Here is a 21,803-nt window from a genome sequence, read left to right on the forward strand (position 1 = left end):
TGGAAGCTATAGGAGGCCGCACCTTGCGAAAGGTGCGGCTTTCCTGCTTTTGGGCTCCAGCGCAAGGAAATTGTTAGGTTTTGTTAATTTTGCTAACCCACCTTTAGACTTTGTTAACCATGTTCGCTTTAGCTGGCCGCATCGAAACGATGAGTTAACCAAGGTGACCAGCGGGTTAACAGGCATGACGCCGACCATTCGTTCCCGGCGGCGATCCGGAATGTTCAACCATTCTAATGCCATTCGAGGGGCGAGCAGACCATGACCAGCATCCTGACGAACACGGCGGCGATGGCCGCACTTCAGACCCTCCGCGCCATCGACGACAACATGGAGACGACGCAGGGCCGCGTTTCTTCGGGGTTGCGTGTTGGCGAGGCGGCAGACAACGCCGCCTACTGGTCGATCGCCACAACGATGCGCTCCGACAACATGGCGCTCTCGGCCGTCCAGGACGCGCTCGGTCTCGGCGCTGCGAAGGTCGATACCTCCTATGCCGCGATGGAAAGCGCCATCGAAGTCGTCAAAGAAATCAAGTCGAAGATCGTCGCCGCTACCGAAGAAGGTGTCGATAAGACGAAGATCCAGGAAGAAATCGACCAGTTGCAGGAGCAACTGATGTCGATCGCCGAGTCTGCTTCCTTCAGTGGCGAAAACTGGGTGGCCGGCGACGCGGCCGATAAGAGCGTGGTCTCGGGCTTTGTGCGCGCCTCGGACGGCACCGTTTCGGTGAAGACGACAACCTACACGCTCGACGACACGGCGACCGGCAATCTGCTTTTCGGCGGTGACGGTGCCGGCGCCATCGTGGACACCAACGGCATTCTCGGCACCACCGGCGGCGCGACGATCGGCGTTTCCATCTATGCTCTCGATATCACCGGCTTCGACACCGCCGAAATGGCCGAAGCGCTGACCCTTGTCGAAGATGGCCTGCAGGCGATGACCAGCGCCGCCTCGGAGCTCGGCTCGATCTCCATGCGCATCGGGCTTCAGGAAGATTTTGTCGCGGCGCTGACCGACTCGATCGACTCCGGCATCGGCCGCCTCGTCGATGCCGACATGAACGAGGAATCGACCCGCCTGAAAGCCCTGCAGACGCAGCAGCAGCTCGCCGTCCAGTCGCTGTCGATCGCCAATACCAATTCGGAAAACATCCTCCAGCTCTTCCGCCAGTAGGACGCGTCGGCAGCCGGTTAAGGCTGCTGTCCCAGACATTTATCATTTCCAAGGCCGCGCACTTGTTGCGCGGCCTTTGTCGTTCTGGAAGCGCCGATCCCGGCAATGTAACTTTTTCTTTACACGTCTTAATGGACCGTTAACCGCGTTAACCATTTGTTAACCATTTCACATTAACGCTTTGTTAAGCACGATGGTCTGTCGCCCAGGGCAAAACGGTGGCAGCGCGCATGACGCCGTACCATCCCTGCCGGTTCCCACCCGGAATGTCCTCGATCTCCCATCGACAGGGGCGATAGCCAATGACCAGCATCATGACCAACGCTGCCGCCATGGCGGCATTGCAGACCCTGCGTTCAATCAACAGAAATCTGGACGAGACCCAGAGCCGCGTGTCCTCCGGCTACCGCGTCGAGACCGCCGCGGACAATGCCGCCTATTGGTCGATCGCGACGACGATGCGGTCGGACAATGCCGCGCTTTCGACCGTGCAGGATGCGCTTGGCCTCGGTGCGGCCAAGGTCGATACCGCCTATGCCGCCCTGGACACGGTCATCGACCTGATGAGCGAGGTCAAGGCGAAGCTGGTGGCGGCGCGCGAGCCTGGCGTCGACAAGACCAAGATCGACAAGGAGCTTGCGCAGCTCAAGGAACAGCTGGTGTCGGCGGCTCAGTCCGCATCCTTCTCGGGTGAGAACTGGCTCTACAACGACGCAGCCACCGCGGTCGGCACCAAGTCCATCGTGGCCTCCTTCAATCGCAGCGCCGACGGCAGCGTCTCCGTAACGACGCTCGATTATGATACGTCGGGCTCCATTCTCGTGGACGTCCAGGACGCGAGCCGCGGCTTGCTGACGATGGCGGTGGATGCGGACACGCTCGTCTCGGCTCCGACGGGATCGGCGCGTGAATACTACCTGATCGACGCCGGCAGCCCGCCGGCCGGCACGGAAATTGCGCTTTCCGAAACGACCACTGACGAAGAGCTGGACGACATGATCAGTGTCGTCGATGACCTCGTCAGCCAGTTGACGAATTCGGCCGCGACCCTTGGTGCGATCACCAGCCGCATCGAAATGCAGGAAAACTTCGTCGCCAACCTGATGGATGTGATCGACAAGGGCGTCGGCCGTCTCGTCGACGCGGACATGAACGAGGAGTCGACGCGGTTGAAGGCGCTGCAGACCCAGCAGCAGCTCGGCATCCAGTCGCTGTCGATCGCCAATACCAACTCCGAAAACATCCTGAGACTGTTCCAGGAGTAAGCAAAAGCTTCGCTTCCGCCGTGCCGCCGGTCATCGGCATCTGGCGGGACTGGTTGGACCGCGCTGTTGCCCTGGCGCGGTCCAACAACCTTCATTTTCGCACAAGTTTGACCGGCTAGTTTCCCTACGCAGTCTGCTCGTCCGGCTGCCGGCCAAAATGATCCTGGCCGCCGTTGCACCGGTCCCGCCCCGGGTCCGCCCTTCGCGAACCGTTGCGCATCGAGAATGTTGGTCCTGTCGCTGTCGCGGGCGGCAAGGGCCGAAGGAGACATCACAGACGTGTCAGCCGCTTTGGATTTCCGGACCATGAGGCAGTCTCTGCCAGGCGGGCGCAACGCGCCGGTATTGGCTGCGTGCCCCCAGGGGGCTGGCCGATGAGTGCGTCGCTCTCCCGCTATCTCAAGGATTTCAGCGCGCCGAAGATCGAACTCACGCGGATGCCGCCAAAATATTTTCCGGACCTCGAGGCCGACTTTCCCACCGAAGACCGATCCGCCCAAAGGCCGACCATGCCAGAGATCGACGTCGATGCCGAGCGGCGCGAAGCCTTTGCGCAGGGGCGCGCGGAAGCCGCGGCCGAACTGGCCTTCGAGCACCAGCGGGAGCTCGCCGAACTCAAGGCGCGCCACGCCGAGGAACTCGACGCCGTGAGGCATCGCCTGGCGGAAGAAACCGCTTCGAAACTCGCTGCCGGCTTCGATCAGATCACCGAGCGGCTGGCGCTGGCCCTTGGCGACCAGACCGCCCGCGTGCTTGCCCCGGTCTTGGAGGCGGCGCTGCTCAAGCGCGCCATTGAAGACCTGGCGACGATGATCAGGCAGGGCGTCGGCGCGGGAGAGGGGCTTACCATCACCGTCAAGGGATCGCCTGTGCTCTTCGAAGCGCTGAAACAGCATCTGGACGACGACACGCTGCTGTTCCGGCACGTGGTTGCCGACGACATCGATCTCACGGTTGAGTTGGGCGAAACGGTCCTGGTGACCCGAATGGCGGCCTGGTCCGATACCGTCCGGAAGGTTCTGGCATGAGCGAAGAAAGCCATCACAACGGCAAGAACGAAATCATCATCGTCAAGCGCTCCGGAGACGGCCACGACGGCCATCACGGCGGCGGATGGAAGATCGCCTATGCCGACTTCATGACCGCGATGATGGCCTTCTTCCTCGTCATGTGGCTGATCAACGCCGCCAACGAGGAGACGAAGGCGGCGATTGCCTCCTATTTCAATCCGGTGCAGCTCACCGATCAGAAGCCGGCAGAGAAGGGCCTGAAGAATCCGGCCAAGGATGCCCAGGGCGAAGAGACGCAGCAGCGCTCGAAGTCGGATGGCGAGCAGACGAAATCCGGCGGTTCCGCCAAGACCGGCGACCAGTTGACGGCCACTTCCGGCGAGGAGACGAAGTATTCCGACGCCGACTTCTTCGAGAACCCCTATTCGGTGCTCTCCGAGATCGCCAAGGAGGCCGGACAGCAGGCCAATATCAGCGCCAAGGGGGAGGGCGGTGCCGCCCAGTCGGGACCGGCGACCGGCGCCGAAGGCGGCGAGGCCTATCGCGATCCGTTCGATCCGGATTTCTGGACCAAGCAGGTTGAAGTCAAGGATGCCGGCAATGCCACTGAAGGCGACGTCGCGGATGCCGATGCCGGGAATAATCCGGCTGCCGGCGAAGCGCTGAAGACCGCGGAAGCCCGCAAAGGCGAGGTGCCGCTCGAGCAGGAAGCGGAAGCACAGCAGCAGCAGAAGGAGGCCGAAGCCCTCAAGGCCGAAATCGAGAAGGCGGTCGGCGGTGAGGCCGGACGGTTGCTCGAAGGGCTGGTGGTAACGCCATCCGAAGGCGGGCTGCTGGTGACGATCAGCGAGCAGACGGATGCGCCGATGTTTGCGGTGGGCTCTGCGGTTCCCGCGAAGGACCTCGTCCTCGCCATGGAAAAGATCGGCACGCTGCTCGCCGAGCGTCAGGGGGCCGTGGCGATCCGCGGCCACACGGATGGCCGCCCATTCAAGGACGGAACCTACGACAACTGGCGGCTGTCGGCGGCACGCGCCCAGAGCGCCTATTACATGCTGGTCCGCGGCGGTCTCAAGGAACAGCGCGTCAATCAGATCAGCGGCTTTGCGGACCGGCGCCTGCAGGTGCCGAACGATCCCTATGCTGCCGCCAACCGGCGGATCGAGATCCTGTTGCAGTCGGGGCAGGGTTGAGAGACATGCTGAAGCGGCTCGGCGCCATCCTGGCGACATCGGTTCTTGCGGTCCCGCTGGCGATCGGCCTTGCGCGCGCAAGCGAGACGGAAGAGCTCGCACCGTTCAAGATGGTCAGGTCTCTGCAATATGTCCAGGATTCCGTCGTGCTCGGCGACCATTCGGCGATCGAGATGCAGCGCTTCATGCTGAACAAAATCGACAAGCGTCTGCGGGCGGCAGACGAAGCGATCTTTCGCGATCCGCGCAACGTCGATGCGGCGCTTGTCTATGTCATGAGCGGCGGCAATCCGGAAACGCTGGATTATCTGACCGACAGGGATGTCGAGGGCAACTTCGATGCCCGGGTCGCGGAGGCGCTCCGGCAGTATCTGCGCGGCAAGGGGCCGTTGATCGTCGAAAATCTCGCCAAGGCGGCGCCCGAATACAAGAATTCGCGCGTCGGCCCTTACCTATTTCTCATCCTCGGTAACGCCACGTCGCAGCAGGATCCTGTTGCCGCGATGAAATACTACGACTGGGCGCGACTGACGGCGCCCGGCACCATCATAGAGGAGGCGGCGCTTCGCCGCTCCGTGTCTCTCGCGGTGCAGGCAGGCGACCCCGAAAAAGGCTTCCGCTATGCGCTGAACTATGCGCGGCGCTACCTGACGTCGCCCTATGCGAGCCAGTTCGCCGACGTCTTCGTCGAACTGGCGGTCACGCATTTCGACGAGACGGTCGAGAAGAGAGTCGCCGAGATTCTTGCCTTCATGGACCAGTCGCGCCAGCGCGAGGTCTATCTGCGCGTCGCAAGGCGGGCAGCGATCGGCGGCAACCAGACACTGGCGCGCCTGGCGTCCAGCCGGGCCGAAGAGCTCGCTCTGGACGGCGGCGGGCAATCGCAACTGCTGGCGAGCTTCTACGATGGCCTTGCGGCCGTGCCATCCGAGGACGTCTTCACGGCGGCGCAGACGCTGGCGGCGATTCCGGACGGGAAGCTTTCGCGACGCGACCGCGCCCTGAGGGAGGCCGCCCGCGCGATTGCGGAAGAGGTTGTACGACTACCGAGGGATGAAAGCTCCGCGCAAGCGTCCATGCCTATACCGGAGGCCAACACTGGTCCCGCCAAGGATGGCGGCGAAACAGGGGAGACGGGAAGCGGCATGAGCCCCTTTGCCGTGGCGTCCGATCGGCCGCCCGCGCCGGGTGGCGAACGGCCGGCAAGCGCGGAAACCGCTGCGGCGTCCGACCCGGCTCTTGACGGTTTCGTGGCCAATGGGCGCTCGAAGATCAAGGAGATAGATGCGCTCCTTGCGGAGGAAGGACTATGAGGCCACTTGAAGAGACGTTCCGTGCGCCCGCCGCCGCGGTCGGCGCCCGGCCCGGTTCCCGGCAGGGCGGAAACGAGCAGGTTGCTGGAGAGCCCGGCGCCTTCGAGAGCGCGGTCGCCGATGCCGGTCGCCAGAAGACGGCGGCCCAAGGCGCGGCTCAGGGCAGCGGCGAGAGTGCCGTTGATTCTGCCGCGGAGGGCACGCAAACGGCGGCAGCCGAATTTACAATCGGCAAGCCCAAGGCGGGTGTCCTGATCGCGAGCGCCACCATCACCGGGACCGGTCGCCTGTCGACCCCTTCGGCCAAGGGTCGCGGAGAGGGTGATGCGGACGGCGCGCTTGCGGAGGGGCAGGCATCCTCCGAGCTCAAATCTGTTCGGGAGAAGGGAAACCGGCAGTTTTCAGCGGCCCAGGCAGATCTCGAGGCCGAGGAGGCCAGCGATCCGGACGGCAAGGCCGTTACGGGTAAGCCGAAGGGACACATGGCCGCGCAGACCGGCGCAATGGAATACTCTGAGGCGGGGGCGACGCCCGAGGGTGATACGGGTTCGGCTGCGCCGGCAAACGGCCCGGTCAGCGACCTCCTGTCGTTGCTCGGCAGCGCGCCGCCAGCCGCGGCCCTCGACACCGCGGGCGGCGAGAACACCAGTAACGCAGCACGGTCGACGGGCGGCCGCGTCGCCGCCCTGGCCGCCGAAACGGCCGATGTCCCGGCGGACGCCGACGCGGCGGAGGGTTCGCGGACGGGAGAGCAGGGCGATGCCGGATCAGACCGGCTCTTCCGCTTCGCCCGCGCCGACGGCAAGGGACAAGCGGTCTCGATGAGCATTTCGGCGGACGGCGAAGCAACGGCCGTCGAGAACGGCAGGCCTACGGCCAATGCCAAGGCCGAAGCCGTGACCGTCCTCGAAGCGCGCCGTTACCTGGGTGTCGCGATGAATACCAACTCCGCCGCGGTGACGGGTGCGATCGCCGGTGACGGCGCGTGGGCGCAGGCGCTCCAGTCGAGCGCGCTGTCGACCCAGCCGGAGGCATCAAGCCTGGCCGGCAAGACGCTCAATACACTGAAAATACAGATGCACCCGATCGAACTCGGTACGGTCACGGCGACGCTGCGCCTGAAGGACGACGAGCTGCAGGTCGACCTGAAGGTGGAAACGGGCGAGGCGTTCCGGCAACTGCGCGACGACCAGAGCGAGATGGTGAAGGCGTTGCGCGCCCAGGGCTTCGCGGTCGACCAGGTGAACGTCGTGTTCAATGCCGGCGGCGATGCCTCGAACGGCAGCGGTTCGCAGCCGCAGACGCAGGGCCAGCTTGGCCAATCGGCCGGCGAGCGCACCGGTGGAGACAGCGGGCAGGGGCGTCAACGGCCGAACGGCGGCGAGGCGGCGCAGGCCGAGACATGGTGGGGCAATGATGGAACGGACGATGCGGCTGCTGGCGTTGGGCACTCTCGCACTGGTGACGTCTACATGTAGCGCCCTGGCGAGCGCCGGCATCTGCGAACGCGAGATCGCGTCGGCTGCGGCCAAGTACGGGATCCCGACCGGCATTCTCTACTCCGTCGGCCTGACGGAGACCGGCCGCAAGGGATCGCTGCAGCCCTACGCGATGAATATCGAGGGCAAGGCCTATTTCGGCACCAGCGTTCAGGATGTCCTTGGCCGTTTCGGAGCCGCACGGGCGCAAGGGGCGAAGCTCATCGATCTCGGCTGCATGCAGATCAATTATCACTTTCACGGCGAGCATTTCAGTTCTCCGGAGGAAATGCTTGATCCCCGGCGGAATGTCGACTATGCCGCGCGCTTCCTCTCCAATCTGCGCGCCAGGCACGAGAGCTGGACGATGGCGGTTGCTCGCTATCATGCCGGGCCGAACAACGATCCGGCGCAAAAGAAATATGTCTGCCGGGTCATCGCCAATCTCGTCGCGACAGGCTACGGCAAGTGGACGCCGAACGCGGCGCAGTTTTGCCAATAATCAATCATCGGTTGCGGAAATCGGGCCCGTGCCGCATTGTGGCGACAATGCGGAGAGAATGTGATCGCAAGCGCAATTGTTGTCGGGCGTTAACTTTTCCACACCAATTTAGTACCATAGTTAACAGGGACCTACTAGATATAGATCAAATCGGCACGCATTCCTTAATCAACTATTAAAATCTCCCATTAACTTCCTCTAGTTGTTCGTGAATCCCCGGATTCGTACTTCTCGATCAGTGAGACACCCATACTGATTCGGAGGCGGACGAATGATCGTGGTGGTTGATGAAAGAGAGCTTGTGAAGGATGGCTACGCGTCCCTGTTCGGCCGCGAGGGCATCCCTTCGACCGGGTTTGATCCCAAGGACTTCGGCGAGTGGGTGAACACCGCCGCCGATTCGGACATTGATGCTGTCGAGGCGTTCCTGATCGGTCAGGGGGAAAGCGCTTTCAGCCTGCCGCGGGCGATCCGTGACCGCTCGCAGGCGCCGGTGATCGCCATGAGCGACACGCCTTCGCTGGAAAACACCCTGGCGCTGTTCGACTGCGGCGTCGACGATGTCGTTCGCAAGCCCGTGCATCCGCGGGAAATTCTCGCCCGAGTCGCGGCGATCCGCCGGCGCCTGAAGGCGATCGCCAACTACACCGACATCGGGCCGATCCGCGTCTTCGCCGACGGCCGCGATCCGGAGATCAACGGCGAGGTCTTCGCGCTGCCGCGCCGCGAGCGGCGCATCCTCGAATACTTGGTCGCCAATCGCGGCCGGCGGGTGTCCAAGTCGCAGATCTTCAACGCGATCTACGGCATCTTCGACGAGGACGTCGAAGAGAACGTCGTCGAGAGCCACATCAGCAAGTTGCGCAAGAAGCTGCGCAAGAAGCTCGGCTTCGACCCGATCGATTCCAAGCGTTTCCTTGGCTACTGCATCGACTGGAACTGAACCGGACCAACAGCTGGTCGGGTCAAGACAGGTTCACGCAAGGCCCGACTTCTAGTCTCCCACTGAAGCAGGAAACGAGGATCCTCAATGAGTCTCTACGGTACCATGAGAACGGGCGTCTCTGGCATGAACGCCCAGGCCAACCGCCTCAGCACGGTCGCTGAAAACATCGCGAACTCCAGCACGACCGGCTACAAGCGCGCATCGACCGAGTTCTCCTCGATGATCCTGCCCTCGAGCAACGGCTCCTACAACTCCGGCGGCGTAGAGACCTCGGTGCGCTACTCGATTTCCGACCAGGGCTCGACGACCTATACGACATCGGCAAGCGACCTCGCGATCGACGGCGACGGGTTCTTCATCGTTCAGGGCGCCAACGGCCAGGAATACCTGACGCGCGCCGGTGCCTTCGTTCAGGATGACTCGGGCAATCTCGTCAACGCCGCCGGCTTCACCCTGATGGGCTACGAGTATGAGGCGGGCGTCGATCCAACGGTCGTCGTCAACGGCTTCGACGGGCTGACCGAGGTCAATCTTGCCTCGGACGGTCTCACGGCAGCCGGCTCGACCGCCGGCGCGATGGGCGCAAATCTGCCATCCGGTGCAGCCAACGGTGACGTCTCGACCACCTCGCTCGTCGTCTACGACACACAGGGCAATACCCGAATCCTCGATTTCAACTATACGAAAGTCGCCGACAACCAGTGGGAGTTGGACATTGTCGACAGGACGTCAGCAACTTCGCTTGGAACTGCGACACTGGACTTCGATGCCGATGGTGTGCTGACGACATCGCCGGCGACCCTGACGCTGGACGGCACGTTGATAAGCCCGATCACCGGCACAGGCGCCGAGCTTAATAACATCACGATCGACTTCACCGAGACGACGCAGCTCGGTACGTCCTTCACGCCGGATGGCGGCTCCATCGACGGCAACGCACCGAGCAAGGTCTCCGGCTATCAGATCGACACCGACGGCGTCGTCTACATCAAGTATGCAAATGGCGAACTCGAGCCGCGCTACCGCATTGCTCTCGCCAGTGTTCAAAGCCCCGACAAGCTGGTCCCGGAATCCGGCAACGTCTATTCGCAGGGCGTCGATTCCGGCGTCATCGTCACCGGCTTCGCCGGCTCCGGCAGCTTCGGTGAAATCCTTTCCGGCGCACTTGAAAGCTCCAACGTCGACATCGCCGACGAATTGACGTCGATGATCGAATCGCAGCGCAACTACACGGCCAACTCCAAGGTCTTCCAGACCGGTTCGGAGTTGCTCGAAGTTCTCGTGAACCTGAAGCGGTAATTCCAAGAAGACGGTCCCAGCATGTCGTTGTCCTCGGCAATCGCGATTGCGCAATCAGCATTCAGCACCACCGCCTCGCAAACGGCCACGGTGTCGAAGAACGTCGCCAATGCGAGCAACGCAGACTACTCGCGCCGCATGGCCATGCTGGGAACGACGGCCGATGGCGCCCAGATCGTTTCCATTTACCGGGCCCAGAACGAGGCTCTGCTCAAGCAGAACCTGACAAGCATCTCGCAATCCTCGGCACAGAGCAGCCTGCTTTCGGGGCTCGAGCTGTTGAAGTCGGCGCTTGGCGGCAACGACTACGAGACGGCGCCGTCGACCTATCTCTCCGCATTCCGCGACAGCCTGCAGACCTTCGCCTCGACCCCCGGCAATTCGACGATCGCCGCGACCGTCGTCGCCGATGCGTCGGATCTTGCCAACTCGATCAGCAAGACGGCGACCGCCGTCCAGGACCTGCGTCTCGATACCGACAAGCAGATTGCCGAAGAGGTCGACAACCTGAACGCACTCTTGGCGAGCTTCGAAACGGCGAACAATGCCGTCAAGCAGGCGACGGCGACGGGCGCCGACGCCACGGCCGCACTCGACGAGCGCGACAAGCTGTTGAAGCAGCTCTCGGAGCTCGTCGGCATCTCCACTGTCACCAGGGCGGACAACGATACCGTTATATACACCTCGGACGGCACCGTGCTCTTCGAGACCCAGGCCCGGCAGGTGACGTTCACGGCCACCTCGGCCTTTGACGCGTCGACGACCGGCAACGCCATCTTCATCGATGGCGTGTCGCTTTCGGCCGGCGCCGGCGCGGACACCACCGCCGAGGGAAAGCTTGCGAGCCTTCTCCAGCTTCGCGACGACATCGCTCCGACGTTCCAGTCGCAACTCGATGAGATGGCCCGCGGACTGGTCAGCCTTTTCCAGGAGGACGGCGCCCCCGGCCTCTTCACCTGGGAGGACGGAACGCTTCCGGCGGACGGCACGGTCGAGCCCGGCATCGCGGCGACGCTGAGCGTCAACGCCGCCGCCCAAACCAATCCCTTCCTGCTGCGCGACGGCGGATTCAACGGCCTTGTCTCCAATCCGGGCGGCGCCACGGATCCGAATTCCGGCTACACCGATCTCCTCGACGGCTTCATCACCGCCATGGACGGCGACATGGATTTCGACGCGGCGGCCGGACTGGACAGCACCAGTTCGATCATGGAGTTCGCCGCCTCGTCGATCGGCTGGTTCGAACAGATCCGCAGCGCCGCCTCGACGGCCGACGACAACAAGACGGCTCTGTTGGCGCGGACCGAGGAGGCTCTGGGCAACGTGACCGGGGTCAGCATCGATGAAGAGCTGTCGCTGCTGCTCGACCTCGAGCAGTCTTACAAGGCATCTGCCAAGTTGATCAGTACCGTGGACGCCATGATGGCGTCTCTTCTGGAAGCCGTGAGGTAATCATGAAGACATCCTTCGTTTCTAATCTGGCGGTGCAGAATGCCATGCGCCTGACCATTCAGCAGGGCCAGGAGGAACTGCTGAAGCTTCAGACGGAGGTATCGACCGGCCGGCATGCGGATGTCGGCCTCGAGCTTGGTTCCTCCACCGCACGTTCGGTCAATCTGCAGCGCGAGCTGGCGCGATTGGAAACCCTGGTCGATACCAATTCTGTCGTCACGCAGCGGCTCGCCTCCTCCCAGCAAGCCCTTGGAACGATGGCCGAGGCGGCCGAGCAGGTCCGCAACACGCTCGTCACCTTCAAGGGCAATGATTCCGTCGACCAGTTGTCGGTCCAGAAGACCGAAATCGAAAGCGCCATGTCGCTTTTCACCGCGTCGGCGAACACCTCCTTCAACGGCGAGTTCCTTTTCGCCGGCATCAACACCGACGTGAAGCCTTTCGAGGATTACGCAGCCTCCGGTTCAGCCGCGAAGACCACCTTCGACGATGCGCTGGCGACCTACATGTCGGCAAACGGCATCGCTTCCATGAGCGACTTCACCGAGGCGCAGATGGAAGATTTCATCACCAATACGCTGGAGCCGCTCTATACGGATGACGCGCAGTGGGCCGGCGATTGGTCGGCGGCCTCGAGCCAGAACATGACGAGCCGCATCAGCACGTCCGAAGTCGTGCAGAGCTCGACCAACGCGACGACCAGCGGTTTCCGGATGTTCGCCCTGGCCAGCGTCATCTCCTCGGAACTGATGGACGAGGACATCGGGTCGGAGGTCCGGGCCTATATCGGCGAGGCGTCCCTCGGCTATGTCGAACAGGCGATCACCGGACTGACCGCCGAACGCAGCACGCTCGGCATTTCCGAAGCGCGCGTGGAAAAGGCGAACACCTCGCTCGAGGTTCAGATCAAGCTCATCAACACGCATATCACCGATCTCGAAGGCGTCGACACCTATGATGCGTCGACCCGGATGAACACGCTGCTGACGCAGATGGAGACATCCTACACGCTCACCGGGCGGATCCAGCAGTTGAGTTTGATAGATTTCCTCTGATGACAAGAGGACAAGGACAAGCATGAAGGATGTCTGAATGTATCAGTTTGCATACGCCGAGATCATGGAGGAAGGCGTAGCCGTTTCCAAGGATCGCGAGTGGCAGGTCCTCAATCGCTCGATCGCGCTCCTGGAAGCAGCCAAACAGCAGAAGGGATACTCAAGAGAAGCGATCGAGGCGATCTACTACACCCGACGAGTCTGGATACGCTTCATCGAGGATCTGCGCGCCCCGGATAACCAGCTCAATGACGAATTGCGTGCCAACCTGATCTCGATCGGGATCTGGATACTGAACGAGACGGAGAAGATCCGCAAACGCGACTCCTCCAACTTCCAGGGCATAATTGACATTACCACCATCATCAGGGATGGACTGAAATGAAGAGCACACTGCGTATCTCGCTGAAATCGGGCGAACGGATCTTTGTAAACGGCGCGGTGCTTCGCGTTGATCGCAAGGTTGCCGTCGAATTCCTCAACGACGTAACCTTCCTTCTGGAAAACCATGTCCTGCAGCCGGAAGATGCCACGACACCGCTGCGGCAGCTCTATTTCATCGCCCAGATGATCCTGATCAATCCGGAAGGCGCCGAGCAATCGACCGCCATGTTCCGCAAGTCGATCGTCATGCTGCTCGCCTGCTTCAAGAACGAGGAAGTGCTGGCCGAACTGAAGCGCATCGACGGCCTGGTCACCCAGGGCCGCGCCTTCGAAGCGTTGAAGGCGATCCGTGGCCTGTACCCCATCGAAGAGCGCATCCTGAACAATCAGGAAATCACCCCGGCCACCATCGACCAGATTCGCAAGGAGATCGCGCCATGGCGGTAAGCGGTGTGTCGTCGAGCGCATCAGCGAGCACGACATCGACGACGAGCACGACATCGACGAGCAGTACGGACGCGGCTGACGCGACCCTGAACTATCAGAGCTTCCTGAAGCTGCTCATCGCGCAGATGCAAAATCAGGATCCGACCGATCCGATGGATGCGACGGAGCAGATTTCGCAGCTTGCGACCTTCTCGCAGGTCGAACAATCGATCAAGACGAACAGCAATCTGGAAAGCTTGCTGGCGAGCGAAAGCCTGACCCAGGCATCGACCTATATCGGCAAGACGATCACGAGCAGCGACGGCAAGACGAGCGGTGTCGTTGCCGAGGTCGAGGTCACGTCGGATGGCGTGACGGCGATCACGACCGACGGCAAGGAGATCGCCATCGAGACCGGGATAAGCGTGTCGACGACCTCGTCCGATTCGGAAACGTGATCGTTCTGACGGACCGGCGGCAGGTCAGCCTAACGGCCTGCAGGCCCTCCGCTTGACGAGCGCCCGCGAGTGTTGAGAATCGGTAGAGAATCATCGACATCGAAAGCTTGGCTTTGGGCTGGGCTTGCCCGCCGCTTCTAGGCGCCGGCAGAGATAGGACCGAACCGGAATGAATGAGGCGGACGCCCTCGACATCGTGCAGGCCGCGATCTGGACCGTGATCGTCGCCTCGGGTCCCGCCGTCCTGGCGGCGATGGTGGTCGGCGTCGTCATCGCCTTCATCCAGGCGCTGACCCAGGTTCAGGAAATGACGCTGACCTTCGTGCCGAAGATCCTGGCGGTAATGGTCACTGCGGCGATCTCGGCACCGTTCGTCGGTGCGCAGATCTCCATCTTCACCGATATCATCTTTTCAAGAATCCAGTCCGGCTTCTGAGGCATCACGCCGATACCACCCTCGCGCAAGCTTGGGGGCCTAGAGCTTCCGTCATAGTTTGGGGCAGCCTCGCGTGGCGTGCTGCCCGCCTCTCATGACGAGACGGAAGAGACATGGCACAACAGGCGACCCTGACCATCCCGAAACTCGCACCGAAGAGCCGGGACATCGGCTTCGCGCTCGGGATCGTGATGATCCTGTCGATCCTGTTCCTGCCCATTCCGCCGTTCCTCATCGATTTTGGGCTGGCTTTTTCCATCGCCTTTTCGGTGCTGATCCTGATGGTCGCGCTGTGGATCCAGCGGCCGCTCGAATTCTCGTCCTTTCCGACGATCCTGCTGATCTCGACGATGACCCGCCTGGCGCTGAACATCGCCACGACGCGCGTCATCCTGTCCCACGGCCATGAGGGGCATGGCGCCGCCGGCGGCGTCATTTCGGGCTTTGCGAGCCTCGTCATGTCCGGCGACTTCGTCATCGGTCTGATCGTCTTCCTGATCCTCATCACGGTGAACTTCATCGTCATCACCAAGGGTGCGACGCGTATCGCCGAGGTGGGCGCCCGCTTCACCCTCGATGCGATCCCCGGAAAGCAGATGGCGATCGATGCCGACCTCTCGGCCGGCCTGATCGACGAGAAGGAGGCGCAGCGCCGCCGGCGCGAGCTGGAAGAGGAAAGTTCCTTCTTCGGCGCGATGGACGGTGCCTCGAAATTCGTGCGGGGCGATGCGATCGCCGGCCTGATCATCACGGCGATCAACATCTTCGGCGGCATCATCATCGGCTATCTGCGCCACGACATGCCGATCGGCGAAGCCGCCGATGTCTTCGTCAAGCTCTCGGTCGGCGACGGTCTCGTCTCACAGATCCCGGCGCTGATCGTCTCGCTCGCCGCCGGCCTTCTCGTGTCACGCGGCGGCACCGCCGGCTCGACAGACCAGGCCGTCGTCGGGCAACTCAGCGGTTACCCGCGCGCACTGATGGTTGCGGCCGGCCTCATCGTCATGCTCTCCGTCATGCCCGGCCTGCCCTTCGTGCCTTTCGCCGTCCTCGGTGGCGGCATGGCCTTTCTCGGCTGGTTCATTCCCAGGCAGATCGAAGCGGCCAATGCCGAGAGGCGTGCCCAGGAAGCTGAGAAGGCCCAGCAGACGAAGGACAGCGACAAGGATTCCGTCAAATCGGTCCTGAAAACCGCCGAGATCGAGCTGCTGCTCGGCAAGCAGGTCTCGACCAGGTTGCTCGGCGCGCATCAGGAACTCGCCTTCCGGGTCGGCAAGATGCGCCGCAAGTTCGCCCTGCAATACGGACTTGTCGTTCCGGAGATCAAAGTTTCCGACGACATCACCATTCCGGACAAGGCCTATCATGTCCGCATTCATGGCACGACGATCGCCTCCAACACGGTGCGCGTCGGCGAAGTGCTGGTCGTGACCGGCGGCGGCCGCCGGCCGAGCGTGCCCGGCGACGAGATCCGCGAACCGGCCTTCGGCATGCCGGCCCTCTCGATCCTGGAGACCTTCACCGACGATCTGAAGCGCGAGGGCTTCCACCCGATCGACAACGTCTCGGTCGTGCTGACGCACTTGAGCGAAGTGATCCGCAACAACCTGCCGCAGCTTCTCTCCTACAAGGACGTGAAGGTGCTGATCGAGCGGCTTGACCCGGAGTATCGCAAGCTCGCCGACGAGATCTGCACCTCGCACATGTCCTATTCCGGCCTGCAGGCGGTGCTCAAGTTGCTGCTCGCCGAGCGCGTTTCGATCCGCAACCTGCATCTCATTCTCGAAGCCGTGGCGGAACTGGCGCCGCATGTCCGCAAGACCGAGCAGATCGTCGAGCATGTCCGCGTGCGCATGTCGCAGCAGCTCTGCGGCGACCTCGCCGAAAACGGCGTGCTGCGTGTGCTCCGGCTCGGCAACAAGTGGGACATGGTCTTCCATCAGGCGCTGAAGCGCGACGCCAAGGGCGAGATCGTCGAGTTCGATATCGACCCGCGCCAGCTTGAGGAATTCAGCGAGCAGGCGACGAAGGTTATCCGTGAACATCTCGATCGCGGCGTGCCCTTCGTGCTGGTAAGTTCGCCCGAATCCCGCTCATATGTGCGCATGATCATCGAACGCCTCTTCGCCACGCTGCCCGTGCTTTCCCATGTCGAACTCGCCAAGGGGCTGGAAATCAAGATCATCGGCGCGCTTTCATGATCACAGATCCCGAGGGCACGGTGCTGGCGCTTTTTGCGGCATTCTGCCGGATCGGCGGTTGCATCATGATCATGCCGGGATTTTCGACCGCGCGCGTCCCGATGCAGGTACGGCTGTTCATCGCCGTCGCGCTTTCCATGGCCATCCTGCCGATCATGTGGACCGACATCTATCCGCAGGTCGCGGGCAAGGGCCACACCTACATCTATCTCATCGCGACCGAGAGCGTGATCGGCGCCGTCATCGGCCTCGTGGCCCGCTACTACGTGCTTGGCCTGCAATTCGCCGGGACGGCGATCACCATGCTGATCGGCTTCAACCCGCCGCCGGCGACCGACGTGCTTGAAGAGACGGCGGAAAACCAGCTCACCAGCATGATCAGCTTCGCCGGCCTGATGCTTCTCTTCATGCTCGACTTCCACCATGTGATCTTCGAGGCCATCGCGCAGTCCTACCGCGTCATGCCGATCGGCATCGGCTTCGATCCGCAGGGCATGCTGATCACGCTCACGAACTCGCTCGGACAGACCTTTCTGATCATGCTGCGCCTTGCGAGTCCCTTCGTCATCTATGGCCTGCTCTTCAACGTGGCGATCGGCATGGTGAACAGGCTTGCGCCGCAGGTTCCGGTCTATTTCATCTCCCAGCCCTATCTCATCCTGGGCGGCCTGTTCCTGCTCTATCTGGGGATTGCCGCGATGCTCCGCCTGTTCGCCGATGGTTTCGCGCCGGTGATGCAAGGGGGGTAAGGGGGAAGGCGATGAAATCGCGATCGAAAAAATTGAAGCGCCTGGTCGACGTACAGCGGCATCTCGAGCGGATGGCCGAAAGCGAGCTTGCCGAGACGACGCGCCAGCGCGGCGTACTCTCCGAGACGATCGACGTTGTCGTCGATGCCATGGGCTCGGCCCATCCCATGCATCGCGTCTTCTCGGGCCATTATGCGGCGCAGCTCGGGCGGCTGGTGCAGAAGGACCAGATGCTGCTCGGCATCCAGCAGGTGCACGAGGCACGCATGCTGAAGGAGCGTGCGAAGGGCGACCGGCTGCAAGAGAGCATGGAAGAGGCACGCATGACGGAAGACCGCGAGGCTGACGACAATCAGGTGCTCGACCTCATCGATCAGCACGTTGCCGGTTACGCGCCAGCTTCCGGTAAGCTTGAGGGGCGATAGTGCGTCATCCGGAAGGGCTGACGAAGCAGTCCTCCGGCCACTGATTGCGCTGCCCGTCAGACCGGGCAGCCGCCTCGAGAGGATCTGACATGGCTATTTCCCCGCCCAGCGATCTGGTGCTGGACGTCGTCCGCGCGGCCGATCCGGCGGAAGTTCAGGAGGCGCAGACGCGGCTCAAGGCCAATCGGGCCGCCTTTCAGGCGACGAGCCTTGCGGAAAACGGCAATGGCTTCGCTGCGGCGGTTTCGGTGCTGAATTCCTCGGAAGGATCAACGGGCCTCGGAGACGTCAGCAACCGCGTCGAACCGAAGAAGGTGCCGGAGACCTATCGCAAGTTCGAGGCGATGGTGCTGCAGAACTTCGTCAAGTCGATGCTGCCGAGCGAAAGCGAGAGCGTCTTCGGCAAGGGTACGTCCGGCGAGGTCTGGAAGGGCATGATGGCGGAGCAGATTGCCAACGTGCTGGCCGATGGCGGCGGCATCGGCATTGCCGACCGGATGGCCGGCAGCGACACGGCCGATCGCGCCAGCGCGCGGCTTGACGACGATACCAGCAACATCGCCGCCGGCATGGTTCACGAATACGAGCGCAAGGCCGGGTTCTTCACGACCGACGACAAGAAGAACCAGGCATAGATTTTTTTGGATGGGATGGCTCGCGAGCCTGTTCGCGTCCTCCCTGAAACGCATAATTTGGGAGTTGATTTTATGGAAGCTGTGGCATCCCACGATCTGCGGATACAGAACGTTCTCGGCCGGTTGGAGATGATCATCGACAACGAGAACAGCCGCATCGGCGTGGACCCGAAATTCGACATCAAGACGTCGAACGCACATAAGAGCCGCTGCCTCTACGAGCTGACGATGTTGCATCGCGACACCGCAGCCGGTGAAATTTCGCCGTCCTTCGCCTCGCAGACGCGCCACCTCCGGCAGAAGCTGAAACTCAACGCCCAGAAGGTCGAAGCGCATCTCGAAGCCGTGCGTTCGGTCGTCGATCTTCTGAAGACCGCTGCGCAGGACGCCGACGCCGACGGCATCTACACCGAAGCGCAATTCCGCTATAGCGATTTCTGATGCTGAAGCTCGTTCTCACCGGGGTCTGGGTCTGCGCAGTGACGCTTGGATCCGTTTATTTCTCGATGCAGTACGCCTCGGCGCCGATCGTCTCGGACGCGGAGGCTGATAGGCGCGCATCGGAGGAATATGTGCCGGGAGAGATCATTACCGTTCCAGTGATCGAGGAAGGAGCGGTTCAAGGCTACTTCCTGGCGAAACTGTCCTTCTCGGCGACGCGGGAAGGGATAGCGAAGCTTCACGCGCCGCTTCGCCAGGTCGTGACCGACGAGCTCTATGACATGCTCGTCGGCTCCCGGTTCGTCGATGTCGCCGACACCGGCACGTTCGACCTGCCGAGCTTCAAGGTCGCGGTCAAGGACGGCCTCAACAAGAAACTCGGCGGCGAGGTCATTACCGAAGTCCTGGTCGAACAGCTCGAATATCTGGGCAAGGACGACATGAAACGCGTGGCGAACGGCAACAACAGGCCCTATCAGGAGCCGGTTCCAGTGGTCGACAAGCATGGCAACGTCGCCTCCGACAAGATCCCCGAAGGTGCCGTGAAGGCGTCAAGCGGCCATTGAGGGCCGTTGAAGAGGCACCGTTCATCTTTCTCCAGGCGCGCCGTGCTCTTCGTCAGCAAGGCCCATCGTGGCCGTCAGCCGACCGAGCGCCACATGGAAGTGGTAGAGGCTTGCCGTTGCAAGCCCGGTTTGCGCCCATAGCTTGAGGCCCCGTGGCAGCGACACGGCGAGAAGCGCGATCGATTTGCCGAACGTTCGCAAGCGCGCTGTCAGCCCCGCGTCGCCTTGCTGCTCGAGCAAGGTCGAGATTGCGCCCTGTTCGAGGCTGCGGGCCCGGATCCAGGACGCCGTGGTGTGGTCTGGTGGCACCGTTTCCGCCACCCATGCCTCTGCCGCCCAGGCAAAGGAAAACCCCTTCGCCCTGCATCGATTGAAGAAATCCCCGTCGCCGACGCCAACAAGATTCAGGGCCGGGTTCAAAAACGGTCGCGGCATGGCATCGAGCACCGCTCGCGTGATCAGCACGTTGCCGGCCGAATAAAGCCGCGGCACCGGCCCGGTCGCCTCGTAAGAGGGCGAAAAGATGGGATGCTTCTTCCATTTCTGCCCGTCCGCATCCTCGAAGACAGGAAGCTGCGGACCGCCGGCGATGTCCGCCCCGTGACCCTCCCGAACGGCAACAAGGCAATCGAGCCATTCGGGCGCGGCAACGGCATCGTCGTAGATTACCGCCACGGCGCGCAGGTTCGGATAGAGGTCGAGGGCCGTCGCCCAACCGGCATTGCAGGCATGGCTGTGTCCCCGCCGGTGGGCGACGATCACCGTCGAATCGGATCGGTGTTCGAGAAAGAAGCGCTTTGCCGCCTCGGCGCCGGACTGGCCGTCCGGGTCATTTTCAACCACCAGCGTGGCGCAAGGAAAGTCCGGGCGTTGCGAGACGATGGTCTTCAGCGTCTTGACGAGATGGTCCGGGCGGCGGAATGTCGGAACGACGACGACGAGTTCGATATCCGCCGCATTCTCCAGTTCGCTCTGGAAGTGGATCGAAATATCCTCACCGGTCGGTGTCATCGACAAAACCCGCGCAGCCACAGCATGTTTCCTGAAATCCTAGCCGATTTGAGAATAAAAACATGCGGCAATTCAAAGTGCTACAGCGACAGCGTCCGATCGGACGCGCGGCGCTGTAGAGGCAAGCAATAAAGCAATCTTCGCGAAGCGATGCTGATTCAGAACACGAGTCTATCACGTTCACGGTCTCGGCGTGACTAAACTCGTCTGGTTCCTATGGAGAACAATGCCCGCGCCTTTCGTGGTGCATCGTCCGTCGGCGATCCTTCCATGCGATCCAACTCTCAGTTCCTGCCGTTCGGGCGGGCGGGTCTCTCAACGATGCAAGGAAATGTCGCGGTCGCCGGCTGAGTCGCGCCGCGATTCCGCTAGACACTTGCATTTATGCGTTTGGGACAGCATAGGGCGCATGCAGGCAAATGCGCAAAGTCGCGCCGGCTAGAGTGTGGCGCGTCGAGGACAAACCGGGAGATATGCCGTGACGACTGTGATTGATGGCAAGGCTGTAGCCGCTTCGGTCATCGAAACCGTGAAATCAGCTACCCAGACGCTGGAGACGGAAACAGGCGTCCGGGCCGGCCTGGCGGTAGTCATTGTCGGCGACGATCCGGCAAGCCACGCCTATGTGTCGGCGAAAAGCCGGATGGCCAAGGAATGCGGTTTCCTCTCGGTCCAGCACACCCTGCCGGGAGAGACCTCGCAGGAAGAACTGGCGGCCCTGGTCGCGGAGCTCAATGCCGATCCTTCCATCCACGGCATTCTCGTCCAATTGCCTCTGCCGAAGCATCTTCAGTCGGAGCCGATCATCCAATCGATCCTGCCCGAGAAGGATGTCGACGGACTGCATGTCGTCAATGCCGGCAAGGTCGCGACCGGCGATCTCGACGGCGGACTGGTCTCCTGCACCCCGGCCGGCGCCATGGTCTTCGTGCGCCGCACCCATGGTGGCGATCTTTCCGGGTTGAATGCCGTCGTCATCGGTCGCTCCAATCTCTTCGGCAAGCCGATGTCGGCGCTGCTGCTCGCTGCCAATGCGACGGTCACCACTGCGCATTCGCGCACCAAGGATCTTGCGGCCGTGTGCCGCAACGCCGATATCCTCGTGGCGGCGGTCGGCCGCCCGGAAATGGTCAAGGCGGACTGGGTCAAGCCCGGTGCGCTGGTCATCGATGTCGGCATCAACCGCGTCGCGGCGCCGGAGCGCGGCGAGGGCAGGACGAAGCTCGTCGGCGACGTCGCCTTCGAGGAATGCGCCAAGGTTGCAAGCGTCATCACGCCGGTGCCGGGCGGCGTCGGGCCGATGACGATCGCCATGCTGATGGCGAACACGATCATCGCCGCCTATCGCAAAGCCGGGCAAAACCCGCCGAAGTTCTGAC

23 protein-coding genes are annotated in these 21,803 nt (G+C 62.3%); 22 read left to right on the forward strand and 1 reads right to left on the reverse strand.

Features of this window, described 5'->3' with window-relative positions; translation table 11 throughout:
• The first annotated feature begins 261 nt into the window (after positions 1-261).
• The 21 genes from NGR_RS12790 to NGR_RS12890 all read left to right on the forward strand — a co-directional run bounded on the left by NGR_RS12790 (position 262) and on the right by NGR_RS12890 (position 19,413).
• Complete coding sequence (locus NGR_RS12790; protein WP_012706869.1) at positions 262-1,179, forward strand: flagellin; 918 nt, start codon at positions 262-264, stop codon at positions 1,177-1,179.
• A gap of 302 nt (positions 1,180-1,481) precedes the next feature.
• The gene (locus NGR_RS12795; RefSeq protein ID WP_012706870.1) at positions 1,482-2,444 is read left to right on the forward strand and encodes a flagellin; all 963 of its coding nucleotides are present in this window, start codon (positions 1,482-1,484) and stop codon (positions 2,442-2,444) included.
• A 374-nt stretch (positions 2,445-2,818) separates the two neighbouring features.
• A complete protein-coding gene (locus NGR_RS12800; protein ID WP_012706871.1) occupies positions 2,819-3,472 on the forward strand; it encodes a hypothetical protein in 654 nt (217 codons plus the stop codon).
• A complete protein-coding gene (locus tag NGR_RS12805) occupies positions 3,469-4,647 on the forward strand; it encodes a MotB family protein (protein WP_012706872.1) in 1,179 nt (392 codons plus the stop codon). The genes NGR_RS12800 and NGR_RS12805 overlap by 4 nt, the downstream gene beginning before the upstream one ends.
• A 5-nt stretch (positions 4,648-4,652) precedes the next feature.
• Positions 4,653-5,960, forward strand: coding sequence for a chemotaxis protein MotC (motC, locus tag NGR_RS12810; RefSeq protein WP_012706873.1), 1,308 nt, complete (start codon positions 4,653-4,655; stop codon positions 5,958-5,960).
• Entirely contained in the window at positions 5,957-7,438 is a 1,482-nt protein-coding gene (locus NGR_RS12815) for a flagellar hook-length control protein FliK (protein ID WP_012706874.1), read from the forward strand. Before motC ends, NGR_RS12815 begins: the two co-directional genes overlap by 4 nt.
• Positions 7,377-7,940 carry a transglycosylase SLT domain-containing protein gene (locus NGR_RS12820; RefSeq protein WP_012706875.1) on the forward strand — a complete coding sequence of 188 codons (564 nt, stop codon included), beginning with the start codon at positions 7,377-7,379 and terminating at the stop codon, positions 7,938-7,940. The genes NGR_RS12815 and NGR_RS12820 overlap by 62 nt, the downstream gene beginning before the upstream one ends.
• Before the next feature lie 271 nt (positions 7,941-8,211).
• A complete protein-coding gene (rem, locus tag NGR_RS12825; protein WP_012706876.1) occupies positions 8,212-8,883 on the forward strand; it encodes a transcriptional activator Rem in 672 nt (223 codons plus the stop codon).
• 87 nt (positions 8,884-8,970) lie between these two features.
• Positions 8,971-10,185, forward strand: coding sequence for a flagellar hook protein FlgE (locus tag NGR_RS12830; protein WP_012706877.1), 1,215 nt, complete (start codon positions 8,971-8,973; stop codon positions 10,183-10,185).
• Between the two features lie 21 nt (positions 10,186-10,206).
• Positions 10,207-11,637, forward strand: coding sequence for a flagellar hook-associated protein FlgK (gene flgK / locus NGR_RS12835; RefSeq protein ID WP_012706878.1), 1,431 nt, complete (start codon positions 10,207-10,209; stop codon positions 11,635-11,637).
• A 2-nt stretch (positions 11,638-11,639) separates the two neighbouring features.
• Positions 11,640-12,692 carry a flagellar hook-associated family protein gene (locus NGR_RS12840; protein ID WP_012706879.1) on the forward strand — a complete coding sequence of 351 codons (1,053 nt, stop codon included), beginning with the start codon at positions 11,640-11,642 and terminating at the stop codon, positions 12,690-12,692.
• Between the two features lie 37 nt (positions 12,693-12,729).
• Positions 12,730-13,077, forward strand: coding sequence for a flagellar biosynthesis regulator FlaF (gene flaF, locus NGR_RS12845; RefSeq protein ID WP_012706880.1), 348 nt, complete (start codon positions 12,730-12,732; stop codon positions 13,075-13,077).
• Complete coding sequence (gene flbT / locus NGR_RS12850) at positions 13,074-13,523, forward strand: flagellar biosynthesis repressor FlbT (RefSeq protein ID WP_012706881.1); 450 nt, start codon at positions 13,074-13,076, stop codon at positions 13,521-13,523. The genes flaF and flbT overlap by 4 nt, the downstream gene beginning before the upstream one ends.
• On the forward strand, positions 13,514-13,960 hold the full coding sequence (gene flgD / locus NGR_RS12855) for a flagellar hook assembly protein FlgD (protein WP_012706882.1): 447 nt from the start codon (positions 13,514-13,516) through the stop codon (positions 13,958-13,960). Before flbT ends, flgD begins: the two co-directional genes overlap by 10 nt.
• 169 nt (positions 13,961-14,129) lie before the next feature.
• Complete coding sequence (fliQ, locus tag NGR_RS12860; protein ID WP_012706883.1) at positions 14,130-14,396, forward strand: flagellar biosynthesis protein FliQ; 267 nt, start codon at positions 14,130-14,132, stop codon at positions 14,394-14,396.
• 113 nt (positions 14,397-14,509) lie between these two features.
• Positions 14,510-16,597 carry a flagellar biosynthesis protein FlhA gene (gene flhA / locus NGR_RS12865; RefSeq protein ID WP_012706884.1) on the forward strand — a complete coding sequence of 696 codons (2,088 nt, stop codon included), beginning with the start codon at positions 14,510-14,512 and terminating at the stop codon, positions 16,595-16,597.
• Complete coding sequence (gene fliR, locus NGR_RS12870; protein ID WP_012706885.1) at positions 16,594-17,346, forward strand: flagellar biosynthetic protein FliR; 753 nt, start codon at positions 16,594-16,596, stop codon at positions 17,344-17,346. The genes flhA and fliR overlap by 4 nt, the downstream gene beginning before the upstream one ends.
• An 11-nt stretch (positions 17,347-17,357) precedes the next feature.
• Complete coding sequence (locus NGR_RS12875) at positions 17,358-17,771, forward strand: hypothetical protein (protein WP_012706886.1); 414 nt, start codon at positions 17,358-17,360, stop codon at positions 17,769-17,771.
• A gap of 89 nt (positions 17,772-17,860) precedes the next feature.
• The gene (locus tag NGR_RS12880) at positions 17,861-18,406 is read left to right on the forward strand and encodes a rod-binding protein (protein ID WP_012706887.1); all 546 of its coding nucleotides are present in this window, start codon (positions 17,861-17,863) and stop codon (positions 18,404-18,406) included.
• Between the two features lie 72 nt (positions 18,407-18,478).
• Positions 18,479-18,847: a hypothetical protein gene (locus tag NGR_RS12885; RefSeq protein ID WP_012706888.1), complete on the forward strand. Its 369-nt coding sequence runs from the start codon at positions 18,479-18,481 to the stop codon at positions 18,845-18,847.
• Positions 18,847-19,413, forward strand: coding sequence for a hypothetical protein (locus tag NGR_RS12890; RefSeq protein ID WP_012706889.1), 567 nt, complete (start codon positions 18,847-18,849; stop codon positions 19,411-19,413). The genes NGR_RS12885 and NGR_RS12890 overlap by 1 nt, the downstream gene beginning before the upstream one ends.
• Positions 19,414-19,434: 21 nt before the next feature.
• Here NGR_RS12890 and NGR_RS12895 read toward each other — a convergent pair whose 3' ends face one another.
• Entirely contained in the window at positions 19,435-20,424 is a 990-nt protein-coding gene (locus NGR_RS12895; protein WP_012706890.1) for a glycosyltransferase family 2 protein, read from the reverse strand.
• A gap of 478 nt (positions 20,425-20,902) precedes the next feature.
• Here NGR_RS12895 and folD point away from each other — a divergent pair, with 478 nt between their 5' ends.
• Positions 20,903-21,802, forward strand: a complete 900-nt coding sequence (folD, locus tag NGR_RS12900; RefSeq protein WP_012706891.1) for a bifunctional methylenetetrahydrofolate dehydrogenase/methenyltetrahydrofolate cyclohydrolase FolD — start codon at positions 20,903-20,905, stop codon at positions 21,800-21,802.
• The last annotated feature ends 1 nt before the right edge of the window (position 21,803 follow it).

It is taken from the genome of Sinorhizobium fredii NGR234, from assembly GCF_000018545.1.
In the GTDB taxonomy this organism is placed as follows: domain Bacteria; phylum Pseudomonadota; class Alphaproteobacteria; order Rhizobiales; family Rhizobiaceae; genus Sinorhizobium; species Sinorhizobium fredii_A.

Coding starts and splice junctions, on each gene's coding strand:
- NGR_RS12875 (WP_012706886.1), top strand. CDS start 17,358: ATGAAATCGCGATCGAAAAAATTGAAGCGCCTGGTCGACGTACAGCGG.
- flaF (WP_012706880.1), top strand. CDS start 12,730: ATGTATCAGTTTGCATACGCCGAGATCATGGAGGAAGGCGTAGCCGTT.
- rem (WP_012706876.1), top strand. CDS start 8,212: ATGATCGTGGTGGTTGATGAAAGAGAGCTTGTGAAGGATGGCTACGCG.
- flgD (WP_012706882.1), top strand. CDS start 13,514: ATGGCGGTAAGCGGTGTGTCGTCGAGCGCATCAGCGAGCACGACATCG.
- fliQ (WP_012706883.1), top strand. CDS start 14,130: ATGAATGAGGCGGACGCCCTCGACATCGTGCAGGCCGCGATCTGGACC.
- NGR_RS12885 (WP_012706888.1), top strand. CDS start 18,479: ATGGAAGCTGTGGCATCCCACGATCTGCGGATACAGAACGTTCTCGGC.
- NGR_RS12795 (WP_012706870.1), top strand. CDS start 1,482: ATGACCAGCATCATGACCAACGCTGCCGCCATGGCGGCATTGCAGACC.
- NGR_RS12895 (WP_012706890.1), bottom strand. CDS start 20,424: ATGACACCGACCGGTGAGGATATTTCGATCCACTTCCAGAGCGAACTG.
- NGR_RS12880 (WP_012706887.1), top strand. CDS start 17,861: ATGGCTATTTCCCCGCCCAGCGATCTGGTGCTGGACGTCGTCCGCGCG.
- motC (WP_012706873.1), top strand. CDS start 4,653: ATGCTGAAGCGGCTCGGCGCCATCCTGGCGACATCGGTTCTTGCGGTC.
- flgK (WP_012706878.1), top strand. CDS start 10,207: ATGTCGTTGTCCTCGGCAATCGCGATTGCGCAATCAGCATTCAGCACC.
- flbT (WP_012706881.1), top strand. CDS start 13,074: ATGAAGAGCACACTGCGTATCTCGCTGAAATCGGGCGAACGGATCTTT.
- fliR (WP_012706885.1), top strand. CDS start 16,594: ATGATCACAGATCCCGAGGGCACGGTGCTGGCGCTTTTTGCGGCATTC.
- NGR_RS12840 (WP_012706879.1), top strand. CDS start 11,640: ATGAAGACATCCTTCGTTTCTAATCTGGCGGTGCAGAATGCCATGCGC.
- flhA (WP_012706884.1), top strand. CDS start 14,510: ATGGCACAACAGGCGACCCTGACCATCCCGAAACTCGCACCGAAGAGC.
- NGR_RS12890 (WP_012706889.1), top strand. CDS start 18,847: ATGCTGAAGCTCGTTCTCACCGGGGTCTGGGTCTGCGCAGTGACGCTT.
- NGR_RS12790 (WP_012706869.1), top strand. CDS start 262: ATGACCAGCATCCTGACGAACACGGCGGCGATGGCCGCACTTCAGACC.
- NGR_RS12805 (WP_012706872.1), top strand. CDS start 3,469: ATGAGCGAAGAAAGCCATCACAACGGCAAGAACGAAATCATCATCGTC.
- NGR_RS12820 (WP_012706875.1), top strand. CDS start 7,377: ATGGAACGGACGATGCGGCTGCTGGCGTTGGGCACTCTCGCACTGGTG.
- NGR_RS12830 (WP_012706877.1), top strand. CDS start 8,971: ATGAGTCTCTACGGTACCATGAGAACGGGCGTCTCTGGCATGAACGCC.
- NGR_RS12815 (WP_012706874.1), top strand. CDS start 5,957: ATGAGGCCACTTGAAGAGACGTTCCGTGCGCCCGCCGCCGCGGTCGGC.
- NGR_RS12800 (WP_012706871.1), top strand. CDS start 2,819: ATGAGTGCGTCGCTCTCCCGCTATCTCAAGGATTTCAGCGCGCCGAAG.